The following is a 22,225-nucleotide window of genomic DNA, read 5'->3' on the forward strand; positions in this document are numbered from 1 at the left end:
ATGATGGCTTACGAACGTTCCTGGTCCAATATTTGTAAAATCCGGTCCAGATCGTCTTTTGAAAAGAATTCGATCTCGATTTTGCCTTTGTTCTGATTCTTATTCTGCTTGATGCTGACCGGGGTTCCGAACCGTTCCCGCAGCGAGGTTTCCTGGGCTTTGATAAATACATCCTTCGGCGCCTTCACTTTTTTTGTTTCACGTGGAACAAGATCATTCAGGTGATGGATCAGCTGTTCAAGCTGACGGACATTGAGCCCTTCCTTTATCGCACGGTCAGCGACTGCCTGGACTTTTTCCTTCTGCCTGAGGCCCAGCAGCGCACGCCCATGGCCCATCGTGATCTTGCCGCTTGAGATCAGCTCCTGAATTTTCGGAGGAAGCGATAGGAGCCTGATATGATTGGCGATATGCGGCCTGCTTTTCCCCAATCTTTTCGCAAGCTCTTCCTGTGTCATCTTCAGCTTCTCGATCAGCTGCTGATAGGCGGCCGCTTCTTCCATTGGAGTGAGATCCTCACGCTGCAGGTTCTCAAGTATGGCCAGCTCCATCATCTGCTTTTCGGTCAATTCCCTGATGACGGATGGCACTTTTTCCAGGCCGGCTTCCCTGGCAGCCCGGCAGCGGCGTTCACCTGCGACGATTTCAAAACCTTTAATGCTTTTCCTCAGGATGACCGGCTGAAGAATGCCATGCTCCTGGATCGACTGCTTCAGCTCTTCTATTGCTGCTTCGTCAAATGTTTTTCTGGGCTGATAAGGATTCGGACGGATTTCCGAAAGCCTGATTTCCTGGATTGTTTCCTCAGAATCTGCCTCGGCGTTCGAGAAGAAAGCATTCAGCCCTTTTCCCAGACCTTTAGCCATTCGAAATCACTTCCTTTGCCAAATCTAGGTACACTTCAGCTCCCCGGGATTTCGCATCATAGATGATAATCGGCTCCCCGTGGCTCGGTGCTTCACTTAAACGGACATTGCGCGGAATGATCGTTTTATAGACTTTATCCTGGAAGTATTTCTTTACCTCTTCAATTACCTGTATACCCAGATTGGTCCTGGCATCAAGCATCGTCAGAAGCACACCTTCGATTTTCAGGTCATGGTTCAGATGCTTCTGGACTAGGCGGACCGTATTCAAAAGCTGGCTGAGCCCTTCGAGTGCATAATACTCACACTGGACCGGTATCAGGACGGCATCGGATGCCGTCAGAGAGTTGATCGTCAGAAGGCCGAGGGAAGGAGGGCAATCGATGATGATATAATCGAAGTCCTTTTTCACTTCTTCAAGGGCCCTTTTGAGTCTCACTTCCCGGGAAATAGTCGGAACCAGCTCAATTTCCGCCCCCGCAAGCTGAATGGTCGCAGGAATGGCATATAAATTCTCAACGGCCGTCGGCTTGATCACTTTCAGCGCTTCGACATCATCAACAAGAACATCGTAGATGCATTGATCCACATCAGCTTTTTCTATACCGATCCCGCTTGTTGCATTGCCCTGCGGATCAATATCGACCAGCAGCACTTTCTTGCCTATGTATGCCAAGCAGGCTCCTAAATTCACAGAGGTTGTCGTCTTTCCGACTCCTCCTTTTTGATTCGCAATCGCAATAATTTTCCCCACGGTGCCACCTACCTTATTCCTCTAAACAATGATATCTATTCTATTCATAATCTATTCAATCAGAAAAAAAACTTACTAGAGTCACGACTTCTATTTTATCATGAATGGAATATGATGTTAGGTTTTTTCTTAAAATTCCCACAGATTGAAGAGAAATGAATATTTTGCCTGCTGCAGGCTCAGACTTTCAGCCTGCCCCGGAAGCCTCTCGCAGCATAGTACGAATCCGCACCATTATGATAGACGAATACCTGGTTATAGCGGCGGTCGCAGAAAAGGGCGCCGCCAAGCTCCCTGACTTCAGCAGGAGTCTGCACCCAGGAGGATGTTTTCAGGTCAAAGCTTCCGAGCTTCTGAAGCTCCCGGTACTGCTCTTCTGTTAAAAGCTCAATGCCCATATCGGCAGCCAGGTCCATTGCACTGGTTTCAGGCTTATGCTTTTTCCTGGACTCCAGCGCCTCACGGTCGTAGCAGACGCTGCGGCGGCCTTTAGGGCTTTCCGCTGAACAATCACAGAATATATATTCATCATTTTTTTCATCATAAGAAACGACATCCGGCTCCCCGCCGGTCACTTCCATTTCATTGAGCGTCCAGAGCTTATCAGTATGATCAGCCAGTTTTGCCTCCACTTGAGTCCAATCGAGATTCTGATGGCGCTCCATATTTTTCTCAAAACGGTCCTTCAATGTGCCCAGCAATCCTTCCCTTTGCTCTAAAGACAGGTCCTTGTTCATGCTTTTTCCCCCTCTAAATAGTGTTGTGATAATAATGAAAAACGCACTGCGGATTCCGGTATGAAATACAGTGCGTTTTGTCTACATATTTAGTGTGTCTCGCAATCTATCATTTCTTTTTAGGAATCTTGATCGTGAACTGATAGAATTCCTCGAATTCCTCTTCTTCGGAATCCAGATTAATGCCGCTGTCTGAAACCATATTAAGAGACTGGCGGATGGTATTGACCGCTATCCGCATGTCCTTGCTGAAAGCCTTCCGCTTCGGCTTCGGCTTGTTTTCGCCCTGCTCGAGCAGCTTGACGACACGTTCTTCCGTCTGTTTGACATTGAGGCTTTTCTCAATGATTTCTTCCAGAAGCTTGACCTGCTTTTCCGGATTCTTCAGCGGGATGAGGGAGCGGGCATGGCGCTCTGTGATCTGCTTGCCCAGCAATGCTTCCTGGACCTGCTCCGGAAGCTTGAGGAGCCTGAGCTTATTCGCAACGGTGGACTGTCCTTTGCCAAGCCGCTGTGCCAGGGCCTCCTGGGTCAGGTTATGAAGCTCCAGCAGCTTTCCGTAAGCAACCGCTTCCTCGATCGGTGAAAGCTCCTCGCGCTGGAGATTTTCAATCAGGGCAACAGAGGCGGTCTCGGTGTCGCTGAGATTCTTGACAATCGCAGGCACCTCGTCCCAGCCCAGTTTATTCATTGCCCGCCATCTGCGCTCACCGGCAATGATTTCGAATTTGCCGTCCTCAAATTCCCTTACGACGATCGGCTGGATGATCCCGTGCGTATGGATCGTCCGGGACAATTCATCGATTTTCTCGTCATCAAATACCGTTCTCGGCTGAAAACGGTTCGGCACAATCTGTCCGATCGGAATTTTCCTGACTTCTTCCCTATTGGTTGGTTCTTCTTCTATATTTAACTGTTCATCAGCTTTTTCGATTTCCTGTTCTTCCTTTTCGCCTAGGCCAAAAAAGCGTGAGAAAGAATGCTTCATCACCCTGCACCACCTTTACGAAACTCCCTATTACATATTCTCCTAAGAAACGGGAACTCCTGCACCTCCAATAAACAATATTCGGACAGAAGCGGCGTTTTCATCCAAGAGAATATGGATATATAACAACAGCTGCTATTAAAAATTATGCCATAAATCCGGGACAAAAGTAACTAATTATTCAATTGGGCTCTTATTCGGGGTGCCCGGTTTTCTTGGAAATTTCTTTGGTGTCGGCTTTTCTTTCCGGATCACAAAGATATTCCGCTCGCTTTCTTCTTCTGGTAAAAGGAAGGAATGGGAATCCTCCAATTTGCCGCCAAGCATCGTAATCGCTTTCTTGCCTGCAGCCAGCTCATCCTGGGCGCTGGCCCCTTTCATGGCCACAAAATGGCCGCCGACCTTTGCAAGGGGAAGGCAAAGCTCAGTCAGCACCGACATTCTGGCAACAGCCCTGGCTGTCACAACATCAAATGCTTCCCTGTAATCCTTGTTCTGTCCAAAGGTTTCCGCCCGGTCATGGACGAAGCGGACATTTTCAAGACCAAGCTTTCCTGCAAGGTGCTCCAGGAAATTGATCCGTTTATTTAATGAATCAACGATGGTCACGCTGATTTCCGGGAATGCAATTTTAATCGGAAGGCTCGGGAAACCCGCTCCTGCACCTACATCGCAAATATGTAAGGGCTTGGAGAAATCAAAATAAAAGGCAGCGGAAACAGAGTCATAGAAATGCTTCAAATAGACTTCCGGCTTGTCTGTTATGGCTGTCAGATTCATTTTTTCATTCCACTCAACCAATGTTTCGTAATAGATATTGTATTGATCAACCTGCCTGGGAGAAAGGGAGATCCCTTTCTCCTCCAGCATCTTGATGAATTGTTCAGTATTCATTGCCCATTCCTTTCCTGCAGCTGTAATTAGTTGTTGGAAACTCTGGCGACCCTTCCCTGCTCAAGATATACAAGCAGGATGGAGATATCGGCAGGATTGACGCCGGAAATCCGGGAAGCCTGTGCAATGGACAGCGGGCGTACTTCCTTCAGCTTTTGGCGGGCCTCTGAAGCGAGTCCGTTGATCGCATCATAATCAATATTTTCCGGCACCTTTTTGTTTTCCATCTTCTTCAGGCGCTCGACCTGCTGCAGGGATTTTTCGATATATCCTTCATATTTCAGCTGGATTTCGACCTGTTCTGTCACATCAAAGTCCAAATCTGCGTCGGCAGGCGCCGCAAGCTTGATATGCTCATATGACATTTCCGGGCGCTTAAGCAGGTCTGATGCACGGATCCCGTCCTTCAGCTCGCTTCCGCCCTGGTTTTTGATCATTTCCTGCACTTCGGCAGATGGCTTGATAATAATGGAACGCAGCCTTTCTTTTTCCGCTTCGATCGCCTGCTTTTTCTCTGTGAAGCGCCCGTATCTTTCTTCGCTGATCAGGCCGATCTTATGGCCTGCATCTGTCAGGCGCAGATCGGCATTGTCATGGCGGAGAAGCAGCCGGTATTCCGCACGGGAAGTAAGGAGGCGGTAAGGCTCATTCGTCCCTTTTGTGACAAGATCGTCGATCAGTACGCCGATATAGGCATCAGAGCGGCTGAGGATAAGCTCTTCCTTGCCAAGCGCATTTAGGCCGGCATTGATTCCTGCCATAAGCCCCTGGCCTGCTGCTTCCTCATATCCGGAGGTTCCGTTGATCTGCCCGGCGGTATAAAGATTCTTGACCTTCTTCGTTTCCAATGTTGGCCAAAGCTGAGTCGGAACAATGCTGTCATACTCAATCGCATAGCCGGCACGCATCATCTGAACATTTTCAAGGCCCGGGATTGTGCGGAGGATCTTCTGCTGCACATCCTCCGGAAGGCTTGTGGAAAGCCCCTGCACATACACTTCCTGCGTATTCCGGCCTTCAGGCTCAAGGAAGATCTGATGGCGGGGCTTATCATTGAAGCGGACCACCTTATCTTCAATGGATGGGCAATAGCGCGGCCCTGTCCCTTTGATCATGCCTGAATACATCGGCGAACGGTGCAGATTGTCGTCGATCAGCTTATGCGTTGTTTCATTTGTATAGGTAAGCCAGCACGGCAGCTGGTCTGTGATGTATTTTGTCGTTTCATAAGAGAACGCCCGCGGCACATCGTCGCCAGGCTGAATTTCCGTCTTGCTGTAGTCGATCGTATGGCTGTTGACGCGCGGAGGCGTACCGGTCTTGAACCGGACCATATCGAAGCCAAGCTCCTGCAGATGCTCAGAAAGCTTGATGGACGGCTGCTGATTGTTCGGGCCGCTAGAATATTTCAGTTCGCCGAGGATGATCTCCCCGCGCAGGAATGTGCCGGTGGTAATGACAACCGTCTTCGCGCTGTATGCCGCACCGGTCATCGTTACGACACCCTTGCAGACCCCGTCTTCCACGATCAGCTTTTCAACCATGCCCTGCAAAAGTGTGATATTCGGTTCGTTTTCGATCGTTTTCTTCATTTCATGCTGATAGGTGAATTTATCGGCCTGTGCCCTGAGCGCACGTACAGCCGGGCCTTTCCCTGTATTGAGCATCCTCATCTGGATATGGGTTTTGTCGATATTCCTGCCCATTTCACCGCCGAGGGCATCTATTTCCCTGACGACAATCCCTTTTGCCGGACCTCCGACTGAAGGGTTGCACGGCATAAAAGCAACCATATCAAGATTGATGGTCACCATAAGTGTCTTAGCGCCGAGCCGCCCCGCAGCCAGGCCGGCCTCGACTCCTGCATGTCCTGCACCAATAACAATGACATCATAATTGCCTGCATCATACTGCATGTTTCCTGCTGCCTCCTTCTTTCCAGGCTGATTTCCCGCCTGCCGGATTATTTCCCAAGGCAAAACTGGGAGAAAAGCTGGTCAATCAAGCTTTCATGGACGCTTTCTCCAATGATCTCGCCCAAAAGCTCCCATGTTCTTGTCAAATCTATCTGAATAATATCAATTGGCGTTCCAAAATCTACTCCGTTCAGCGCTTCCTCAATGCTGTTCAGGGCCTGGTTCAGCAAAGCGATATGGCGGGTGTTGGACACATAAGTCATATCGCCCGCTTCAATGCCTCCAGCGAAGAACAGGGAAGAAATGCTCTCCTCCAGTTCATCGACACCCTGGTCCTCAAGGAGGGATGTTGTCACAAGCCTATGCCCGGCCGAAAGCTCCCGCACCCGCTCCATATCGATTTTCTGCGGAAGGTCGGTCTTATTCACAATGACGATGACATCCATGTCCTCTACCACTTTGAAGAGGTTCTCATCTTCCTGTGTCAGCTCATCTGAATAGTTGACGACAAGCAGAATCAAATCGGCCTCCTTCAGCACCTGGCGCGATCTTTCCACACCGATCCGCTCGACAATATCCTCTGTCTCCCGGATACCGGCTGTATCAAGGAGCCTCAACGGAACTCCCCTGACATTTACATACTCTTCTATCACATCACGGGTCGTACCCGGTATATCAGTTACGATCGCCTTATTTTCATGAACAAGGCTGTTAAGCAGGGAAGATTTCCCGACATTCGGCCTCCCTACAATCACCGTTGACAGTCCTTCACGGAGAATTTTCCCCTGCTGGGAAGTCTTCAAGAGCTTCTCAATCTCCCCTTTGACGAAGCCGGCCTTCTCAAGCAGAAGCTGATGGGTCATTTCTTCGACATCATCATACTCCGGATAGTCGATATTAACCTCGATATGGGCCAATGTTTCAAGGATCTCCTGCCGCAGCCTTTTTACCAGCTTGGAAAGGCGCCCTTCCATCTGGCCCAGCGCCACATTCATCGCCCGGTCTGTTTTGGCGCGGATCAAATCCATCACCGCTTCTGCCTGGGAAAGGTCGATCCGTCCGTTCAGGAACGCCCTCTTTGTGAATTCACCAGGCTCGGCAAGACGGGCGCCATGATTCAGCACGAGCTGCAGCACCCGGTTGACCGACACAATCCCGCCGTGGCAGTTGATCTCTACCACATCTTCCTTTGTGAAGGTTTTTGGCCCCTTCATTACCGATACCATTACTTCCTCTGCCACCTGACCGGTTTTCGGATCGATGATATGGCCGTAATGGATCGTATGGGAAGAGGCATCACTTATGCGTTTACCTCCAACTCCCCTGTATAGCTTGTCTGCAATGGAGAATGCCTCATCGCCGCTCAGCCGGACAATGGCGATTGCGCCTTCCCCCATCGGAGTGGATATCGCTGCAATTGTATCTAGCTCCACCCTGCTGCCACCTCATTTCCTGTATTCTATCTATATAATTAAAACGTAATATTTTAAGCCCCAAATAACTAGAATAGCACAAGAGCCTTTGATTAAAAAGATTATTTGCTCAAGCCAATTCTGCTTATCCACAAGCTCCCCGATTCTCTACACATTATTATGCTCTATTTTAACTTATCCACATGTGAATAACAATAAAACCAGACGCAAATATCGCCTTGCATGTTATCCACAGTGCGAATTTTTGAAGAGGGTCACCTGTTCTTTTCCTTTTTCCGGTAGTGGCTTATGACTCAAGGCTCCAGCCCCGGACCTGGACAAAAAGAGAAGCGGCAGAAGCTGTTCCTATTAAAGAATGCCAGGTCTGCAGATCCCATTACTTTACGGATCTTCTTTTTTTCCATAAAAAAAGCCCTATCCAATTGGATAAGGCTCTATCGGCTATTTCACCGGTGATATGACGATATGGCGGTTGGGATCAGCCCCGCTTGAGTACGTTTTGACTTTCCGCGTACCGGCCAGTGCCGCGTGGATGACTTTTCTCTCATAGGAAGGCATCGGTTCAAGCGCAACATCCTTGCCGGTTTTGATTGCCTTTTGGGCAAGCCGCTGGGCAAGCTGGACGAGCGTATCATTCCGGCGCTTCCGGTAGTCCTCAGCATCAAGGACCACATTCAGATAAGAATCGGAAGACTTGTTGACAACAAGCTGGGTCAAATACTGGAGCGAGTTCAGGGTCTGGCCCCTCTTGCCGATAAAAAGGGCAATTTTCTCGCCGGACAGGATAAGCTCTGCCTCTTTCCCTTCCTTGCGCACTTCCACTTCAACAGGTGCTCCCATTTTGTCGCCGATATTTTTTAAAAATTGGACGGCTTCTTCAATCGGATCCGGCTTCAGGACTGCCCTTACAACGGCAGGCTTTGAACCGAAAATCCCGAACAAACCTTTCTTTCCTTCTTCAAGGATACTGATTTCCGTGCGGTCTCTTGTTGTCTGCAATTGAGCTAAAGCGGATTCTACTGCTGCTTCGACGGATTGTCCTGTAGCAGTCACTTCTTTCACTTCTTTGCTCCTCCCGCATTTCCGGCAGCTGCTTTTTTCAGATCCGGACCTTTGATGAAATACGTCTGGACAATCATAAAGATGTTACCGACAACCCAGTATAATGACAGGGCTGCAGGGAAATTGATCGCAAACACGATGATCATGACCGGCATGATCCAGAGCATCATAGCCATCTGCGGATTCTGGTTGGCAGTCCCCGCCATCATGATCTTCTGCTGGATGAAAGTCGTTGCGCCGGCAATCAGCGGCAGCAGGTAAATCGGATCCGGAGAACCGAGATCAAACCACAGGAAGTCATGATTCGCAATTTCGCGCGTACGGGAAATGGCGTGATAGAAACCAATCAGGATAGGCATCTGAACGATGAGCGGGAAACAGCCTGCCAGCGGATTAACGCCATGCTGCTGGAAAAGCGCCATGGTTTCCTGCTGCAGCTTTTGCTGTGTCTTCTGGTCTTTTGAGCTGTATTTCTCTCTCAGCTTCTGCATTTCAGGCTGAAGGGCCTGCATGGCCTTCGAGCTTTTTGTCTGCTTGATCATCAGAGGCAGAATCAAAAGGCGGATGATCAGGGTCACCACGATGATGGCAAGCCCGTAGCTGCCGCCGAGCGTTTCAGCTACTTTTACGATGAACATAGAAAGCGGGTAAACAATATACTCATTCCAAAAGCCTTCACTTTCAGAGGTAATCGGCTTATTGACTTCAGTACATCCCGTCAAAAGAGCCATTAGGAAAATCAATCCGAATACAAGAAATATTCGCTTCTTCAACGTTTATCCTCCCTTGCTGCTTTTCATATTTATTATAAGAAGTACCAGGTGTTACTCCCGGCCTTAGGCGGCAGAACCAAACCCTGGCTGCCTGTATGCTTCTTTCCTATAGGCCTGTCCGTCCCTGGCTGCAGGACAATAAAGGCACTACGGTGATATTCTACCATTTTTCAGGCGCAAGCGCTTTAAATTTCATGAAACTTTATTCAGGCTTTTGCCGGTCCCGCTGGTGTCCGGGCCGGCCAAGGACCTTGCCGACTTTCAGGACGTGGGTGAGACTGTTTTTAATCTCATGGAATCCCATATCGGCCACAGGCTTCCTGGCGATGATTACATAGTCATACTCATTATGTATGGAAGCATCCAGCTCATGGAATGCCTGGCGGACATATCGTTTGATTTGGTTCCGGACCACTGCATTGCCGATCTTTTTGCTGACAGAAAGGCCAATGCGGAAGTGCTCCTGCCCCGTTTTCTTCAATGCATATATAACAAATTGACGGTTAGCAAATGACTTTCCTTTTTTAAAGGCTTCCTGAAATTCTTTATTCTTTTTGACTCTGAACTCTTTTTTCATGCCATTTACTCCTCAATCTTAGAAAGCTCTATCATTCATCCTTTAAGGAAAAGAGCGGGCAGGCTGCCGATCGGCAGCCTGCCGCAATCCAAAAAGGATCCCTTTACCTTTATAACCATAACCGGCCCCTTCTATAAGAAGCCGGCTATATTATCTTTTCAAAAAGGAAAAAAGACCACTGACGTTTCAGTGGCCTAAGCAGATAATACTTTTCTTCCCTTTTGACGGCGGCGCGCTAAAACCTTGCGTCCGTTTGCACTGCTCATACGAGAGCGGAAACCATGAACTTTGCTTCTTTTTCTCTTGTTCGGTTGGAACGTTCTTTTCATTATATTACACCTCCCTGAGGATAACAGTAAAAGACAGTCTTATTGATTATACAAAGATACCCGAATAATTGTCAACTCTTCATTCCGTTTTCCATGATCGAAAAAGCCTTCCGGCATCATTTATATCATTAAGTCTGCAAATCGTCTGTTTGATTGTCCGTCCAGAAGATCCGGACGTCCATTTTGCTACCTTTGAAATTTTACCTTTTTTCTGCGTGAATGTCACGACCCTTTTTTAAATTGGCTGCTGTTAATTTTTCCTGCTTCCTGCTTTATCGCCTGTTGTGGATAAATTTTCGACAAGATTTTCACTATCCACAGGGGATATGACAAGTTTTTAACAGACTAACTGCTTGTGGACAATCAATATGCACAGGGATCCCGCTTTGTGGATAAAGCATTAAAAACCATTGCATGGCTTACTATTATTTGATATTATAGTTGTGTTTTCACACTTAATAAATATTGTGCATAACTTCCTTATCCACAGATTGTGGATAACATGTGGACAGGTTATTCAGGGGCTTTGATGAACTTTGTCCACAATCCGGGGAAAATGTCGAAATCCCGAATTGTTTCCTTATTATATATTTATCCACACAAACAGTTTCGTATATAGATCACATAAGGGTTGTACAACTTGTATAACCCATCGTTCTGCTGGACGAAACTAACAGAAAAGGAGGGATACCTGTTGGAAAACATTGCGGATCTTTGGAATAATGCTCTGGCCAATATCGAAAAAAAAATCAGCAAGCCAAGCTTTGACACATGGCTGAAATCGACCAAGGCACATTCTCTCCAGGGAGACCTGCTCATCATCACGGCACCGAATGAGTTTGCGCGCGATTGGCTGGAAGAACGCTATTCGCAGCTGATTTCCGGGATTCTCTACGATATAACGGGAGAGGAACTGGGGGTTAAATTCATTATTCCGCAGAACCAGGGCGAAGAAGAGGTTGATCTTCCGGTCCCGCCGAAAAAAGGGAAAAAGGATGATGACCAGCCTGAACTTCCCTTAAATATGCTCAATCCCAAATACACCTTTGATACCTTTGTCATCGGCTCCGGCAACCGCTTTGCCCACGCCGCTTCACTGGCAGTAGCCGAAGCGCCCGCCAAAGCTTATAACCCGCTGTTCATCTACGGGGGAGTCGGACTGGGAAAAACCCACCTTATGCATGCGATCGGCCATTATGTACAAGATCATAATCCAGCTGCTAAAGTGGTTTATTTGTCTTCCGAGAAATTTACGAATGAGTTCATCAACAGCATCCGCGACAACAAAGCTGTCGATTTCCGCAATAAATATCGAAATGTCGATGTTCTCTTAATTGACGATATTCAGTTCCTGGCCGGAAAAGAACAGACTCAGGAAGAATTTTTCCATACATTTAATACACTTCATGAAGAAAGCAAGCAGATTGTCATTTCCAGTGACCGGCCTCCAAAAGAGATTCCGACGCTTGAAGACCGTCTCCGCTCCCGGTTTGAGTGGGGGCTCATCACAGATATCACACCGCCGGACCTGGAAACAAGGATTGCCATCCTGCGAAAGAAAGCAAAAGCTGAAGGGCTTGATATCCCAAACGAAGTTATGCTTTATATTGCCAATCAGATCGATTCAAATATCCGGGAACTCGAAGGTGCACTTATACGCGTAGTAGCTTATTCTTCTTTAATCAATAAGGATATCAACGCCGATCTGGCAGCGGAAGCATTAAGGGACATCATCCCAAGCTCCAAGCCGAAGGTCATCACAATTCATGAGATCCAGAAAACGGTCGGGGAGCATTACAGTGTAAAACTTGAGGATTTCAAGGCAAAGAAGAGAACAAAGTCTGTTGCTTTCCCGCGGCAGATTGCGATGTACCTCTCCAGGGAGCTGACTGATTTCTCCCTGCCTAAAATTGGCGAGGAATTCGGCGGGCGCGACCATACAACCGTGATCCATGCCCATGAGAAGATTTCAAAGCTGCTCCAGACAGATCCGCAGCTCCAGAAGCAGCTGAAAGAATTGAATGAGCTGTTGAAAGTTTAGAAGAAATGTGAATAACTTTTTATACTTTGCACACAGTCTGTCCACATGTGGATAGGCTGTGTTTCCTTTCAAAAATGGAGTTATCCACATACTAACAGGCCCTACTAGTACTATTACTATCTTTTAAAACAAAATATATATATATTCAGCCAGTAAAAAAATATGCCAATCCGGAGGATAAAAATGAAATTTCAAATTCAGCGCGATTCATTAGTCCAAAGTGTCCAGGATGTCATGAAAGCCGTGACAAGCAGAACGACGATCCCGATCCTAACAGGAATAAAAATTGTCGCCTCAGAGGAAGGAGTTACCTTAACAGGGAGCGACTCCGATATTTCGATTGAATCTTTCATCCCGAAAGAATCTGATGGAAATGAAATTGTTGAAATCTCAAGAACCGGCTCCATCGTACTGCAGGCAAAGTTTTTCAGTGAAATCGTAAAAAAGCTGCCGACAGACAAAGTCGAGATAGATGTGCAAAACCACCTGCAGACCGTAATCCGCTCGGGCAAATCTGAATTTAACCTGAACGGCCTGGATGCTGAAGAATATCCGCATCTGCCGCAGCTGTCTGAAGAGAAAATCTTCCGCATCCCGACAGATCTCTTGAAGGCAATGGTCCGCCAGACAGTCTTTGCAGTGTCCACCTCAGAAACACGCCCTATCTTGACAGGTGTAAACTGGAAGGTGGAAGATGCCGAGCTGACCTGTATTGCAACAGACAGCCACAGGCTTGCGCTAAGGAAAGCAAAGGTCGAAACAGAAGCAAACGAATCCTATAATGTAGTCATTCCAGGCAAAAGCCTGAGCGAGCTGAGCAAAATCCTCGATGACAATAATGACCTGATCGATATCGTTATTACAGAAAATCAGGTGCTCTTCAAAGCTGAAAATCTTTTATTCTTCTCTAGGCTGCTTGAAGGGAACTATCCTGACACTACAAGACTGATCCCGAACGAAAGCAAAACGGAGATTGGCGTGCAGACGAAGGAATTCCTGCAGGCGATCGACCGTGCTTCCCTGCTGGCAAGGGAAGGGAGAAACAATGTCGTGAAATTCTCTACCATCGAGGATGGTGTGGTTGAAATATCCTCCAACACGCCGGAAATCGGAAAAGTAGTGGAAGAAGTACAAAGCCAGTTCATAGAGGGAGAAGACTTAAAGATTTCCTTCAGTGCGAAATATATGATGGATGCCTTGAAGGCCCTCGAAGGAACTGAAATCAAGGTCAGCTTCACAGGAGCGATGAGGCCGTTCGTCATCCGCCCGATGAATGATGAATCAATCCTCCAGCTGATCCTGCCGGTAAGAACCTATTAAAGCCGGCGCTTCCTGCATAGCACCCGCGAAAAAACTGCCTTAACGGCGGTTTTTTTGCTTTGGCAGAGAATCGGGCACCAGTAACTGGCACATAAAAATTTCCTCTTTTCTTTGTAAATGATGTGATTTTTTAGTAAAATAAAGTATTGGGAAAGAATCGGACAGACTGGTATTCCTTCCAATTTGCCTTCTTTTCTTCCCTGCAGAATTCTCCGGAACTTTATGTCCGGGATCACGCTTTAAAATAATTTCCGGACCTCTTTAAGGAGCATGGCTGGAAAAATGAAAGAGTGGATCAAATGACGGATATCCAAATTTCAACGGAATATATCACACTGGGCCAGTTCCTCCAGGTGGCCGATCTTATCCAGACCGGCGGAATGGCGAAATGGTTCCTGGGTGAATATGAAGTGTTTGTTAATGATGAACAGGATCAAAGGCGGGGAAGGAAGCTCCGTTCCGGCGACAAGGTGGAAATACCGGGCATCGGCGTCTTCCGGGTTACAGAGTAGCAGATGCTAAAAGGATGTATGGCCTATGTTTATTGAGCAGTTGCTCTTAAGGAATTACCGGAACTATGAATCGCTCGAGGTTCAGTTTGAAAATAAAGTGAATGTCATAATCGGCCAGAATGCCCAGGGCAAGACGAATGTCATGGAGTCCATCTATGTGCTGGCAATGGCGAAGTCCCACCGGACATCAAATGATAAAGAACTTATACGGTGGGATGAGGATTATGCTAAAATAGAAGGAAGGGTCCGCAAAAATCATGGACCTTTGCCGATGCAGCTCGTCATTTCCAAAAAAGGGAAAAAGGCGAAGTGCAATCATATTGAGCAGCAGAGATTGAGCCAATATGTCGGGAATATGAATGTAGTGATGTTTGCTCCTGAGGATCTCCACCTAGTCAAAGGGAGCCCCCAGGTCAGACGCCGCTTTATCGATATGGAAATCGGCCAGGTATCGCCGGTTTATTTGCACGATGTCGGCCAATACAATAAAATCCTCCAGCAGCGGAACCACTATCTGAAACTTCTGCAGACAAGGAAGCAGACCGATCAGGCGATGCTGGAAATTCTGACGGAGCAGTTCATTGAGATGGCAGCAAGGATCGTGGCAAAGCGCTTCGAATTCCTTAAGCTCCTCCAAAAATGGGCAATGCCGATCCATGAAGGTATATCCAGGGGCCTTGAGACCCTGAAGATTGAGTATAAGCCGTCTGCCGATGTATCAGATGGCATGGAATTGTCGAAAATGATAGAGATATACCAGGAAAAATTTGAAAAAGTCAGAGGCCGTGAAATCGACCGGGGAGTCACCATGTTTGGCCCACACCGGGATGATCTTGCTTTTTATGTAAACGGCAGGGATGTGCAGACATTCGGCTCCCAGGGCCAGCAGCGGACGACCGCCCTTTCGCTGAAATTGGCGGAGATCGAGCTGATCCACTCTGAAATCGGCGAATACCCTATTCTCCTGCTTGATGATGTACTGTCAGAGCTGGATGATTACAGGCAGTCCCATCTGCTGAACACGATTCAGGGCAAGGTGCAGACCTTTGTGACAACAACAAGCGTCGACGGGATTGACCATCAGACCCTGAAAGAGGCAGCTGCATTCGAAGTGGAGACAGGTACGCTGAAAAAAATCCAGTGAGGTGATCGTGTGTACGTCCACATAGGAGAAGACATTCTTGTCAGAACAAGGGATATTATCGCCATCATTGACAAACAAAGCGTCAGCTCATCCAAATACATTGAAGAGTTCCTTCAGCAGCACGACCAGGTCGTCAACCTCTCCAAAGGATCCTTCAAGTCTATCGTAGTCACTGGCGATAAAGTATATTATTCCCCCCTAGCCTCCGGAACATTGAAGAAACGTTCTTATAAATTGACTGTTCAGGAATTTTAAAAATATCAACTTGGAAGCGGGGCACTGAGCCTGGCAGCTATTTCAGGTTTTCTTATAGATTTTCACTGTAAAGCGAGTAATGCAAATGGAAAGTGTAGGTGATCGATGTGTCAATGGAGGAAAAGGCTATTCAGGAGCAATCGTATGATGAGAATCAGATACAGGTTCTGGAAGGGCTCGAAGCAGTCCGGAAGCGTCCGGGGATGTATATCGGTTCAACAAGCAGCAAAGGGTTGCACCATCTAGTCTGGGAAATCGTTGATAACAGTATAGATGAAGCCCTGGCCGGATATTGTTCAGAAATCAATGTCATCATTGAAAAAGATAACAGCATCACAGTAGTGGATGACGGGCGCGGTATCCCGGTCGGCATCCATGAGAAGATGGGCCGCCCGGCAGTCGAGGTCATCATGACCGTCCTGCACGCCGGCGGTAAATTCGGCGGCGGCGGATACAAAGTTTCCGGCGGTCTGCACGGTGTTGGTGCCTCTGTCGTGAATGCCCTGTCAACAGAGCTTGAGGTATTTGTCCGCCGTGACGGCAAGCTCCATTATCAGAAGTTCGAACGCGGCGTTCCTTCTGCCGATTTGAAAGTCATCGGGGAAGCAGAAGAAACTGGGACAACAATCCACTTCAAGCCGGATGGCGAAATCTTCACCGAAACGCTTGAATATGAATTTGAGATACTGGCAAACCGGATCCGGGAGCTGGCCTTTCTGAACCGCGGCCTGAAAATCACGATTGAAGACAAGCGCGCAGAAAATAAGAAGAGCGAGTACTTCTATGAGGGCGGCATCAAGTCCTATGTTGAACATCTCAACAGGACAAAGGAAGTCCTTCACGAAGATCCGATCTATATTGAAGGCGAAAAAGAAGGCATCACCGTCGAGGTTGCCATCCAGTATAATGACGGCTTTACTGGCAATATTTATTCTTATGCCAACAACATCCACACATACGAAGGCGGAACCCACGAGTCAGGCTTCAAGACGGCCCTGACCAGGGTGATCAATGATTATGCCAGGAAAAATGGCATCTTCAAAGACAGCGACGCTAATCTGTCCGGCGAGGATGTCCGTGAAGGGCTTACCGCCATCGTCTCGATCAAGCATCCGGATCCCCAGTTCGAGGGACAGACGAAAACGAAGCTTGGCAACTCTGAAGTAAGGACGGTCACTGACACGTTCTTCTCAGACCATTTTGAAAAATTCCTGATGGAAAACCCGCAGGTTGCCCGCAAGGTTGTAGAAAAAGGGCTGATGGCTGCAAGGGCGAGGCTTGCTGCGAAAAAAGCCCGCGAGCTGACGAGAAGAAAGAGTGCACTGGAGGTATCAAGCCTGCCGGGTAAATTGGCAGACTGCTCTTCAAAGGACCCTTCCATCAGTGAACTGTATATCGTTGAGGGTGACTCTGCCGGCGGTTCCGCCAAGCAGGGCCGTGACCGCCACTTCCAGGCCATCCTTCCTTTGAGAGGGAAAATCCTCAATGTTGAAAAAGCCCGTCTTGACAAGATCCTCTCCAATAACGAGGTCCGGGCCATCATAACGGCTGCCGGGACAGGGATTGGCGATGATTTTGAAATTTCCAAGGCACGCTATCATAAAATTGTCATCATGACAGATGCAGACGTCGACGGTGCCCATATCCGCACACTGCTGCTGACGTTCTTCTACCGCTACATGAGGCAGATCATCGAAGCAGGCTATATCTATATTGCCCAGCCGCCGCTCTATAAGATCCAGCAGGGCAAGCGGGTGGAATATGCCTATAATGACAAACAGCTTGATCAGATCTTCGAAGAGCTTCCGAAAGCTCCGAAACCGAATATTCAGCGATACAAAGGTCTTGGGGAAATGAATCCCGAGCAGCTGTGGGAAACAACCATGGACCCGGGCACAAGGACGCTCCTTCAGGTCAGCCTTGAGGATGCGATCGAAGCCGATGAAACATTTGAAATCCTAATGGGCGACAAAGTTGAACCGCGCAGGCAGTTCATCGAGGACAACGCGGTTTACGTTAAAAACCTCGACATCTAGTTTTCAGTACAGGATAGAATGACGCCCTCTATCCTGCTTTTTATATACTGGCTCTTTTTCCGGCAGATTATGATATATGCCGGGGAGTCCTTTTTTCCAAAGATGCCGCCCAGTCCTCCTTCGGGATCTGCGGCCGCATATGAACTTCGATAAATGTTATGGCACCAGGCGCCGTCGGCTCTATTGAGCTGAAACGCCTTGCGATGTTCCTATAAGGAGGTACCTTCTATGGCTGAGACGCCTAGTTCCCGTGTAACAGAAATAAATATAAGCCAGGAAATGAGGTCTTCGTTTCTTGACTACGCCATGAGTGTAATCGTCTCAAGGGCGCTGCCGGATGTCCGTGATGGATTGAAGCCGGTGCACCGCCGTATTTTATACGCGATGCACGACCTTGGCATGCACTCAGACAAGCCTTATAAAAAATCTGCCAGGATCGTCGGCGATGTTATAGGTAAATACCATCCGCACGGCGACTCTGCCGTATACGAAACAATGGTCCGGATGGCGCAGGACTTCAACTACCGCTATATGCTCGTCGATGGACACGGCAACTTCGGTTCAGTCGATGGCGATGCTGCAGCGGCGATGCGTTATACAGAATCCCGGATGTCCAAGATTTCCATGGAGCTTCTACGTGACATCAATAAAGATACGATTGATTATCAGGATAACTATGACGGCGAAGAGAGAGAGCCGGTTGTCCTTCCTGCCAGGTTCCCTAACCTGCTTGTGAACGGAACCACCGGGATTGCCGTAGGTATGGCAACCAACATCCCTCCGCATCAGCTCGGGGAAGTTATTGATGGTGTACTGGCATTAAGCCAGGAGCCTGATATCACCATCCAGGAGCTGATGGAAATCATCCCGGGCCCCGACTTCCCGACAGCGGGTATGATCCTTGGCCGCAGCGGAATCCGCAAGGCTTACGAAACAGGCCGCGGCTCCATCACGCTTCGGGCGAAGGTGGATATCGAGACAAAATCGAACGGCAAAGAGACGATCATCGTCCATGAAATTCCTTATCAGGTCAACAAAGCAAGGCTCATCGAAAAAATCGCTGAGCTTGTCCGTGACAAAAAGGTCGACGGCATCACTGACTTAAGGGATGAGTCCGACCGGAACGGGATGAGGATTGTCATTGAGGTCAGGAAGGATGCCAATGCAAGTGTCATCCTTAACAATTTATATAAACTGACTGCCCTTCAGACGAGCTTCGGCATCAATATGCTCGCACTTGTCGACGGCCAGCCTAAGGTTCTGAACCTAAAGCAATGCCTGAAATATTATCTGGATCACCAGCAGGTAGTCATCCGCCGCAGGACGGAATTTGAGCTGAGAAAAGCCCAGGCAAGGGCTCATATCCTTGAAGGCCTGCGCATCGCGCTTGACCATCTGGATGAAGTCATCAGCCTGATCCGCAGCTCTCAGACAACTGAGATTGCCAGAGAAGGGCTCATGACTCAATTCGAATTGTCCGATAAGCAGGCACAGGCCATCCTCGATATGCGACTTCAGCGCCTGACAGGCTTGGAGCGCGAGAAGATTGAAGATGAGTATCAAAGCCTTGTTAAATTGATTGCCGAGCTTGAGGCAATCCTTGCAGACGAGGAAAAGGTGCTTGAAATCATCCGCGAAGAGCTTACAGAAATCAAAGAGCGCTTTAATGATGAGCGCCGCACTGAGATCGTATCCGGCGGTATCGAACAGATAGAGGACGAAGACCTGATCCCGCGTGAAAACATCGTTATCACACTCACGCATAACGGGTATGTCAAGCGCCTTCCTGTATCGACCTACCGGGCCCAAAAGCGCGGAGGGCGTGGAATCCAGGGCATGGGAACCAATGAGGATGATTTTGTAGAGCACCTGATCACAACATCCACCCATAATACCCTCCTTTTCTTCACGAACAAAGGGAAGGTGTACCGTGCCAAAGGATACGAGATTCCTGAATTCAGCCGTACGGCCAAAGGAATCCCGATCATCAACCTGCTTGGCATCAATAAAGATGAGTGGGTAAATGCCGTCATTCCGGTTGAAGAGTTTGTGGACGAATGGTTCCTGTTCTTCACAACGAAAGAAGGGATCTCCAAGCGTTCCCCGCTTACGTCATTCGGCAATATCCGCAACAATGGCCTGATCGCATTGAACCTGCGTGAAGGAGATGAACTGATTTCCGTCCGCCTCACAGACGGCAGCAAGGAAATCATCATCGGCACGAAAAACGGCCAGCTGATCCGTTTCCCTGAGACGGATGTCAGATCAATGGGCCGTACCGCCACCGGCGTCAAAGGGATCTCCCTGGACAGCGACGATGAAGTGGTCGGAATGGAAGTGCTCGAAGAAAACTCAGAGATCCTCATGGTCACAAAGAAAGGCTATGGAAAGAGGACCCCTGAGATGGAATACCGCGTCCAGGGCAGAGGCGGAAAAGGAATCAAGACAGGCAATATCACAGATAAGAACGGAACAATAGTGGCTGTCAAAGTGGTCACAGGCGAAGAGGACATCATGCTGATCACAACAGGCGGCGTGCTCATCCGCATGGCAGTCGGAGATATATCTACGATGGGCCGGAACACACAAGGTGTAAGGCTGATTCGCATCAATGACAATGAAGGCGAATATGTTGCAACAGTCGCCAAGGTTGAAAAAGAAGAAGAAAAGCTTGAAGAGGCCCTGGCTGAAGAAGAAGAAGTTCTGGAGGCTGAAACTCCTGCAGAAACTGCAGAAGCTCCATCCGAAGATGAAACTGAATAAAGAAGAATTGAGGGGAACACAAATTTTGTGTTCCTCTTTTTTGGCAAAATAAAGTAAAATAGTAAAAAAGACTTAATTGGGGTGCAGATTGTGCGTGTAAATCTAAATGACCTGCAAGAAGGATGCATACTGGCCGAAGATATCTTCAGCCTGACAAACCGTCCGATCATCAAAAAGAAAACAGTCCTGACAACAGAATTGCTTGAGGTAATGAAGGCATTCTTCATCGATGACGCCGCAGTAGAGAAGACTCTCTCTGATGGCATGCCGTTTCAGCCTTATGGAATGGGGACGGATGAGGAGAAGGACAGCAGCCCATCGAGCCAGATGAACACCTCTCTCAAGGGTGCCGACTTGTTCCTGAGGTCTGTTCAGGGCTTTAAAAAGGAATTCACTGCCTGGCAATCAGGCATGCAGATAGACATTTCGAAAATCAGAAGTATCCTTATTCCGCTTATTGAAGCTACGGAAGCCAATCCGGCTGAGCTGTTTTCGCTCTATCACTTTTCCACCAAAGACGACTACCTTTATCAGCATCCAATTGCCGTTGGACTTTTGAGTGCCTTTATCGGAAAAAAACTCAACTACAGCAAGGGGGACATTGTCCAGATCGCGCTGGCCGGCTGCCTTGCTGACTGCGGGATGGCAAAAATAAGTCCTGCTATCATCAATAAAAGGACTTCATTGACCCAAAGCGAATTCAATGAAATCAAAAATCACTGTGCTTACAGCTATAAGATGATCCAAAACCTACCGCTCTTAAGGGAGAGCACCAAGGTTGCCGTCATACAGCATCATGAACGGCTGGATGGCAGCGGATATCCATTCGGGGAATCAGATAAGATCCACCCTATTGCCAAAATCATTGCAGTTGCCGACACCTTTCATGCCATGACCTCTGAAAGGCAGTACCGCCTCAAGCGTTCACCCTTTAAAGTGCTTGAGATGATGATGCAGGATGATTTCGGGAAATATGACCTTCAAGCCATCCAAGCATTGGGATCAGGACTCATCACCTTCTCTATCGGAAGCAGGGTCAGGCTTTCAGATGGAAGAAGAGCTGAAATACTCTTTATTGAAGAACAGCATCCGACGCGGCCGATGATTAAAATCATTTCAACGAATGAAATCCTCCGTCTGGAAAGCAGCAGACATCTATATATTGAAGAAATTTTATAGCAGCCGGCTTATGCCGGCTTTGTTTTTAAATAGAAATGAACGGCTCACCTGAAAATTGTTAAAAGGGTTCCGGAAAAATTAAGATTGATAGAAATCAAAAAAGTCCTTGTAAAGCACTTGATATCCTGCTATAATCAATCAAGTCAGCAAATCACATTTGATGGCATGCTGAAAAAACACTTTAAAAAAGTGTTGACGGCAACTGATCAAAATGTTATTATAGTTAAGTCGCTTCAGGGCGACAAAGATTGTTCTTTGAAAACTGAACGAACAAAAACGTCAACGTTAATCTTATTTTTATCAGAGCTAAATCTTACTCTTATATGGAGAGTTTGATCCTGGCTCAGGACGAACGCTGGCGGCGTGCCTAATACATGCAAGTCGAGCGGACGGATGGGAGCTTGCTCCCTGAAGTCAGCGGCGGACGGGTGAGTAACACGTGGGCAACCTGCCTGTAAGACTGGGATAACTTCGGGAAACCGGAGCTAATACCGGATAATGCATAACCTCTCATGAGGTTATGCTGAAAGATGGTTTCGGCTATCACTTACAGATGGGCCCGCGGCGCATTAGCTAGTTGGTGAGGTAACGGCTCACCAAGGCAACGATGCGTAGCCGACCTGAGAGGGTGATCGGCCACACTGGG

Annotated in this window: 19 protein-coding genes and 1 rRNA gene; 9 read left to right on the forward strand and 11 right to left on the reverse strand. The window is 48.0% G+C overall.

Annotation, left to right across the window (positions count from 1 at the left end):
* Window positions 1-8: 8 nt before the first annotated feature.
* The 11 genes from ACQCVH_RS09135 to rpmH form a co-directional block, all read right to left on the reverse strand.
* Window positions 9-866 (reverse strand): ParB/RepB/Spo0J family partition protein, encoded by an 858-nt coding sequence (locus ACQCVH_RS09135; protein ID WP_426835401.1) that lies wholly within the window; start codon window positions 864-866, stop codon window positions 9-11.
* Window positions 859-1,620 carry a ParA family protein gene (locus tag ACQCVH_RS09140; RefSeq protein ID WP_009796303.1) on the reverse strand — a complete coding sequence of 254 codons (762 nt, stop codon included), beginning with the start codon at window positions 1,618-1,620 and terminating at the stop codon, window positions 859-861. Before ACQCVH_RS09140 ends, ACQCVH_RS09135 begins: the two co-directional genes overlap by 8 nt.
* A 179-nt stretch (window positions 1,621-1,799) precedes the next feature.
* Window positions 1,800-2,357, reverse strand: a complete 558-nt coding sequence (locus tag ACQCVH_RS09145; protein WP_426835402.1) for a DUF4256 domain-containing protein — start codon at window positions 2,355-2,357, stop codon at window positions 1,800-1,802.
* Window positions 2,358-2,466: 109 nt separating this feature from the next.
* Window positions 2,467-3,345, reverse strand: coding sequence for a nucleoid occlusion protein (gene noc / locus ACQCVH_RS09150; RefSeq protein ID WP_426835403.1), 879 nt, complete (start codon window positions 3,343-3,345; stop codon window positions 2,467-2,469).
* A gap of 177 nt (window positions 3,346-3,522) precedes the next feature.
* Window positions 3,523-4,239, reverse strand: a complete 717-nt coding sequence (gene rsmG / locus ACQCVH_RS09155) for a 16S rRNA (guanine(527)-N(7))-methyltransferase RsmG (protein WP_426835404.1) — start codon at window positions 4,237-4,239, stop codon at window positions 3,523-3,525.
* A gap of 26 nt (window positions 4,240-4,265) precedes the next feature.
* Entirely contained in the window at window positions 4,266-6,155 is a 1,890-nt protein-coding gene (gene mnmG / locus ACQCVH_RS09160) for a tRNA uridine-5-carboxymethylaminomethyl(34) synthesis enzyme MnmG (RefSeq protein ID WP_426835405.1), read from the reverse strand.
* Between the two features lie 47 nt (window positions 6,156-6,202).
* Complete coding sequence (gene mnmE, locus ACQCVH_RS09165) at window positions 6,203-7,588, reverse strand: tRNA uridine-5-carboxymethylaminomethyl(34) synthesis GTPase MnmE (RefSeq protein ID WP_426835406.1); 1,386 nt, start codon at window positions 7,586-7,588, stop codon at window positions 6,203-6,205.
* A 441-nt stretch (window positions 7,589-8,029) separates the two neighbouring features.
* The gene (gene jag, locus ACQCVH_RS09170; protein WP_224906063.1) at window positions 8,030-8,650 is read right to left on the reverse strand and encodes an RNA-binding cell elongation regulator Jag/EloR; all 621 of its coding nucleotides are present in this window, start codon (window positions 8,648-8,650) and stop codon (window positions 8,030-8,032) included.
* Window positions 8,647-9,423, reverse strand: a complete 777-nt coding sequence (gene spoIIIJ, locus ACQCVH_RS09175; protein WP_022544633.1) for a YidC family membrane integrase SpoIIIJ — start codon at window positions 9,421-9,423, stop codon at window positions 8,647-8,649. Before spoIIIJ ends, jag begins: the two co-directional genes overlap by 4 nt.
* Before the next feature lie 202 nt (window positions 9,424-9,625).
* Window positions 9,626-10,000, reverse strand: coding sequence for a ribonuclease P protein component (rnpA, locus tag ACQCVH_RS09180; protein WP_224906059.1), 375 nt, complete (start codon window positions 9,998-10,000; stop codon window positions 9,626-9,628).
* Window positions 10,001-10,194: 194 nt separating this feature from the next.
* Window positions 10,195-10,329, reverse strand: coding sequence for a 50S ribosomal protein L34 (gene rpmH, locus ACQCVH_RS09185; RefSeq protein ID WP_009796313.1), 135 nt, complete (start codon window positions 10,327-10,329; stop codon window positions 10,195-10,197).
* 694 nt (window positions 10,330-11,023) lie between these two features.
* Here rpmH and dnaA point away from each other — a divergent pair.
* The 9 genes from dnaA to ACQCVH_RS09230 all read left to right on the forward strand — a co-directional run.
* On the forward strand, window positions 11,024-12,370 hold the full coding sequence (gene dnaA, locus ACQCVH_RS09190) for a chromosomal replication initiator protein DnaA (RefSeq protein WP_022543190.1): 1,347 nt from the start codon (window positions 11,024-11,026) through the stop codon (window positions 12,368-12,370).
* Between the two features lie 183 nt (window positions 12,371-12,553).
* Window positions 12,554-13,690, forward strand: a complete 1,137-nt coding sequence (gene dnaN, locus ACQCVH_RS09195) for a DNA polymerase III subunit beta (RefSeq protein ID WP_094767786.1) — start codon at window positions 12,554-12,556, stop codon at window positions 13,688-13,690.
* Window positions 13,691-13,989: 299 nt separating this feature from the next.
* Window positions 13,990-14,202: a S4 domain-containing protein YaaA gene (yaaA, locus tag ACQCVH_RS09200; protein WP_426835407.1), complete on the forward strand. Its 213-nt coding sequence runs from the start codon at window positions 13,990-13,992 to the stop codon at window positions 14,200-14,202.
* A gap of 25 nt (window positions 14,203-14,227) precedes the next feature.
* Window positions 14,228-15,346 carry a DNA replication/repair protein RecF gene (gene recF / locus ACQCVH_RS09205; protein WP_426835408.1) on the forward strand — a complete coding sequence of 373 codons (1,119 nt, stop codon included), beginning with the start codon at window positions 14,228-14,230 and terminating at the stop codon, window positions 15,344-15,346.
* A 9-nt stretch (window positions 15,347-15,355) separates the two neighbouring features.
* Window positions 15,356-15,601: an extracellular matrix regulator RemB gene (gene remB / locus ACQCVH_RS09210; protein WP_009791668.1), complete on the forward strand. Its 246-nt coding sequence runs from the start codon at window positions 15,356-15,358 to the stop codon at window positions 15,599-15,601.
* Between the two features lie 113 nt (window positions 15,602-15,714).
* Window positions 15,715-17,637: a DNA topoisomerase (ATP-hydrolyzing) subunit B gene (gyrB, locus tag ACQCVH_RS09215; RefSeq protein WP_426835429.1), complete on the forward strand. Its 1,923-nt coding sequence runs from the start codon at window positions 15,715-15,717 to the stop codon at window positions 17,635-17,637.
* Between the two features lie 228 nt (window positions 17,638-17,865).
* Window positions 17,866-20,400 (forward strand): DNA gyrase subunit A, encoded by a 2,535-nt coding sequence (gene gyrA, locus ACQCVH_RS09220; RefSeq protein ID WP_426835409.1) that lies wholly within the window; start codon window positions 17,866-17,868, stop codon window positions 20,398-20,400.
* Window positions 20,401-20,490: 90 nt separating this feature from the next.
* Window positions 20,491-21,579 (forward strand): HD-GYP domain-containing protein, encoded by a 1,089-nt coding sequence (locus ACQCVH_RS09225; RefSeq protein ID WP_426835410.1) that lies wholly within the window; start codon window positions 20,491-20,493, stop codon window positions 21,577-21,579.
* 320 nt (window positions 21,580-21,899) lie between these two features.
* A 16S ribosomal RNA gene (locus tag ACQCVH_RS09230) occupies window positions 21,900-22,225 on the forward strand; the annotation flags it as partial.

This window comes from Bacillus infantis (assembly GCF_050107595.1).
Lineage (GTDB): Bacteria > Bacillota > Bacilli > Bacillales > Cytobacillaceae > Bacillus_AB > Bacillus_AB infantis_C.

What these genes read in the sequence shown, in the direction of transcription:
- mnmG (WP_426835405.1), bottom strand. Translation starts at nt 6,155, where the DNA reads ATGCAGTATGATGCAGGCAATTATGATGTCATTGTTATTGGTGCAGGA.
- rnpA (WP_224906059.1), bottom strand. Translation starts at nt 10,000, where the DNA reads ATGAAAAAAGAGTTCAGAGTCAAAAAGAATAAAGAATTTCAGGAAGCC.
- noc (WP_426835403.1), bottom strand. Translation starts at nt 3,345, where the DNA reads ATGAAGCATTCTTTCTCACGCTTTTTTGGCCTAGGCGAAAAGGAAGAA.
- dnaN (WP_094767786.1), top strand. Translation starts at nt 12,554, where the DNA reads ATGAAATTTCAAATTCAGCGCGATTCATTAGTCCAAAGTGTCCAGGAT.
- ACQCVH_RS09145 (WP_426835402.1), bottom strand. Translation starts at nt 2,357, where the DNA reads ATGAACAAGGACCTGTCTTTAGAGCAAAGGGAAGGATTGCTGGGCACA.
- yaaA (WP_426835407.1), top strand. Translation starts at nt 13,990, where the DNA reads ATGACGGATATCCAAATTTCAACGGAATATATCACACTGGGCCAGTTC.
- recF (WP_426835408.1), top strand. Translation starts at nt 14,228, where the DNA reads ATGTTTATTGAGCAGTTGCTCTTAAGGAATTACCGGAACTATGAATCG.
- rpmH (WP_009796313.1), bottom strand. Translation starts at nt 10,329, where the DNA reads ATGAAAAGAACGTTCCAACCGAACAAGAGAAAAAGAAGCAAAGTTCAT.
- gyrA (WP_426835409.1), top strand. Translation starts at nt 17,866, where the DNA reads ATGGCTGAGACGCCTAGTTCCCGTGTAACAGAAATAAATATAAGCCAG.
- gyrB (WP_426835429.1), top strand. Translation starts at nt 15,715, where the DNA reads ATGGAGGAAAAGGCTATTCAGGAGCAATCGTATGATGAGAATCAGATA.
- ACQCVH_RS09135 (WP_426835401.1), bottom strand. Translation starts at nt 866, where the DNA reads ATGGCTAAAGGTCTGGGAAAAGGGCTGAATGCTTTCTTCTCGAACGCC.
- rsmG (WP_426835404.1), bottom strand. Translation starts at nt 4,239, where the DNA reads ATGAATACTGAACAATTCATCAAGATGCTGGAGGAGAAAGGGATCTCC.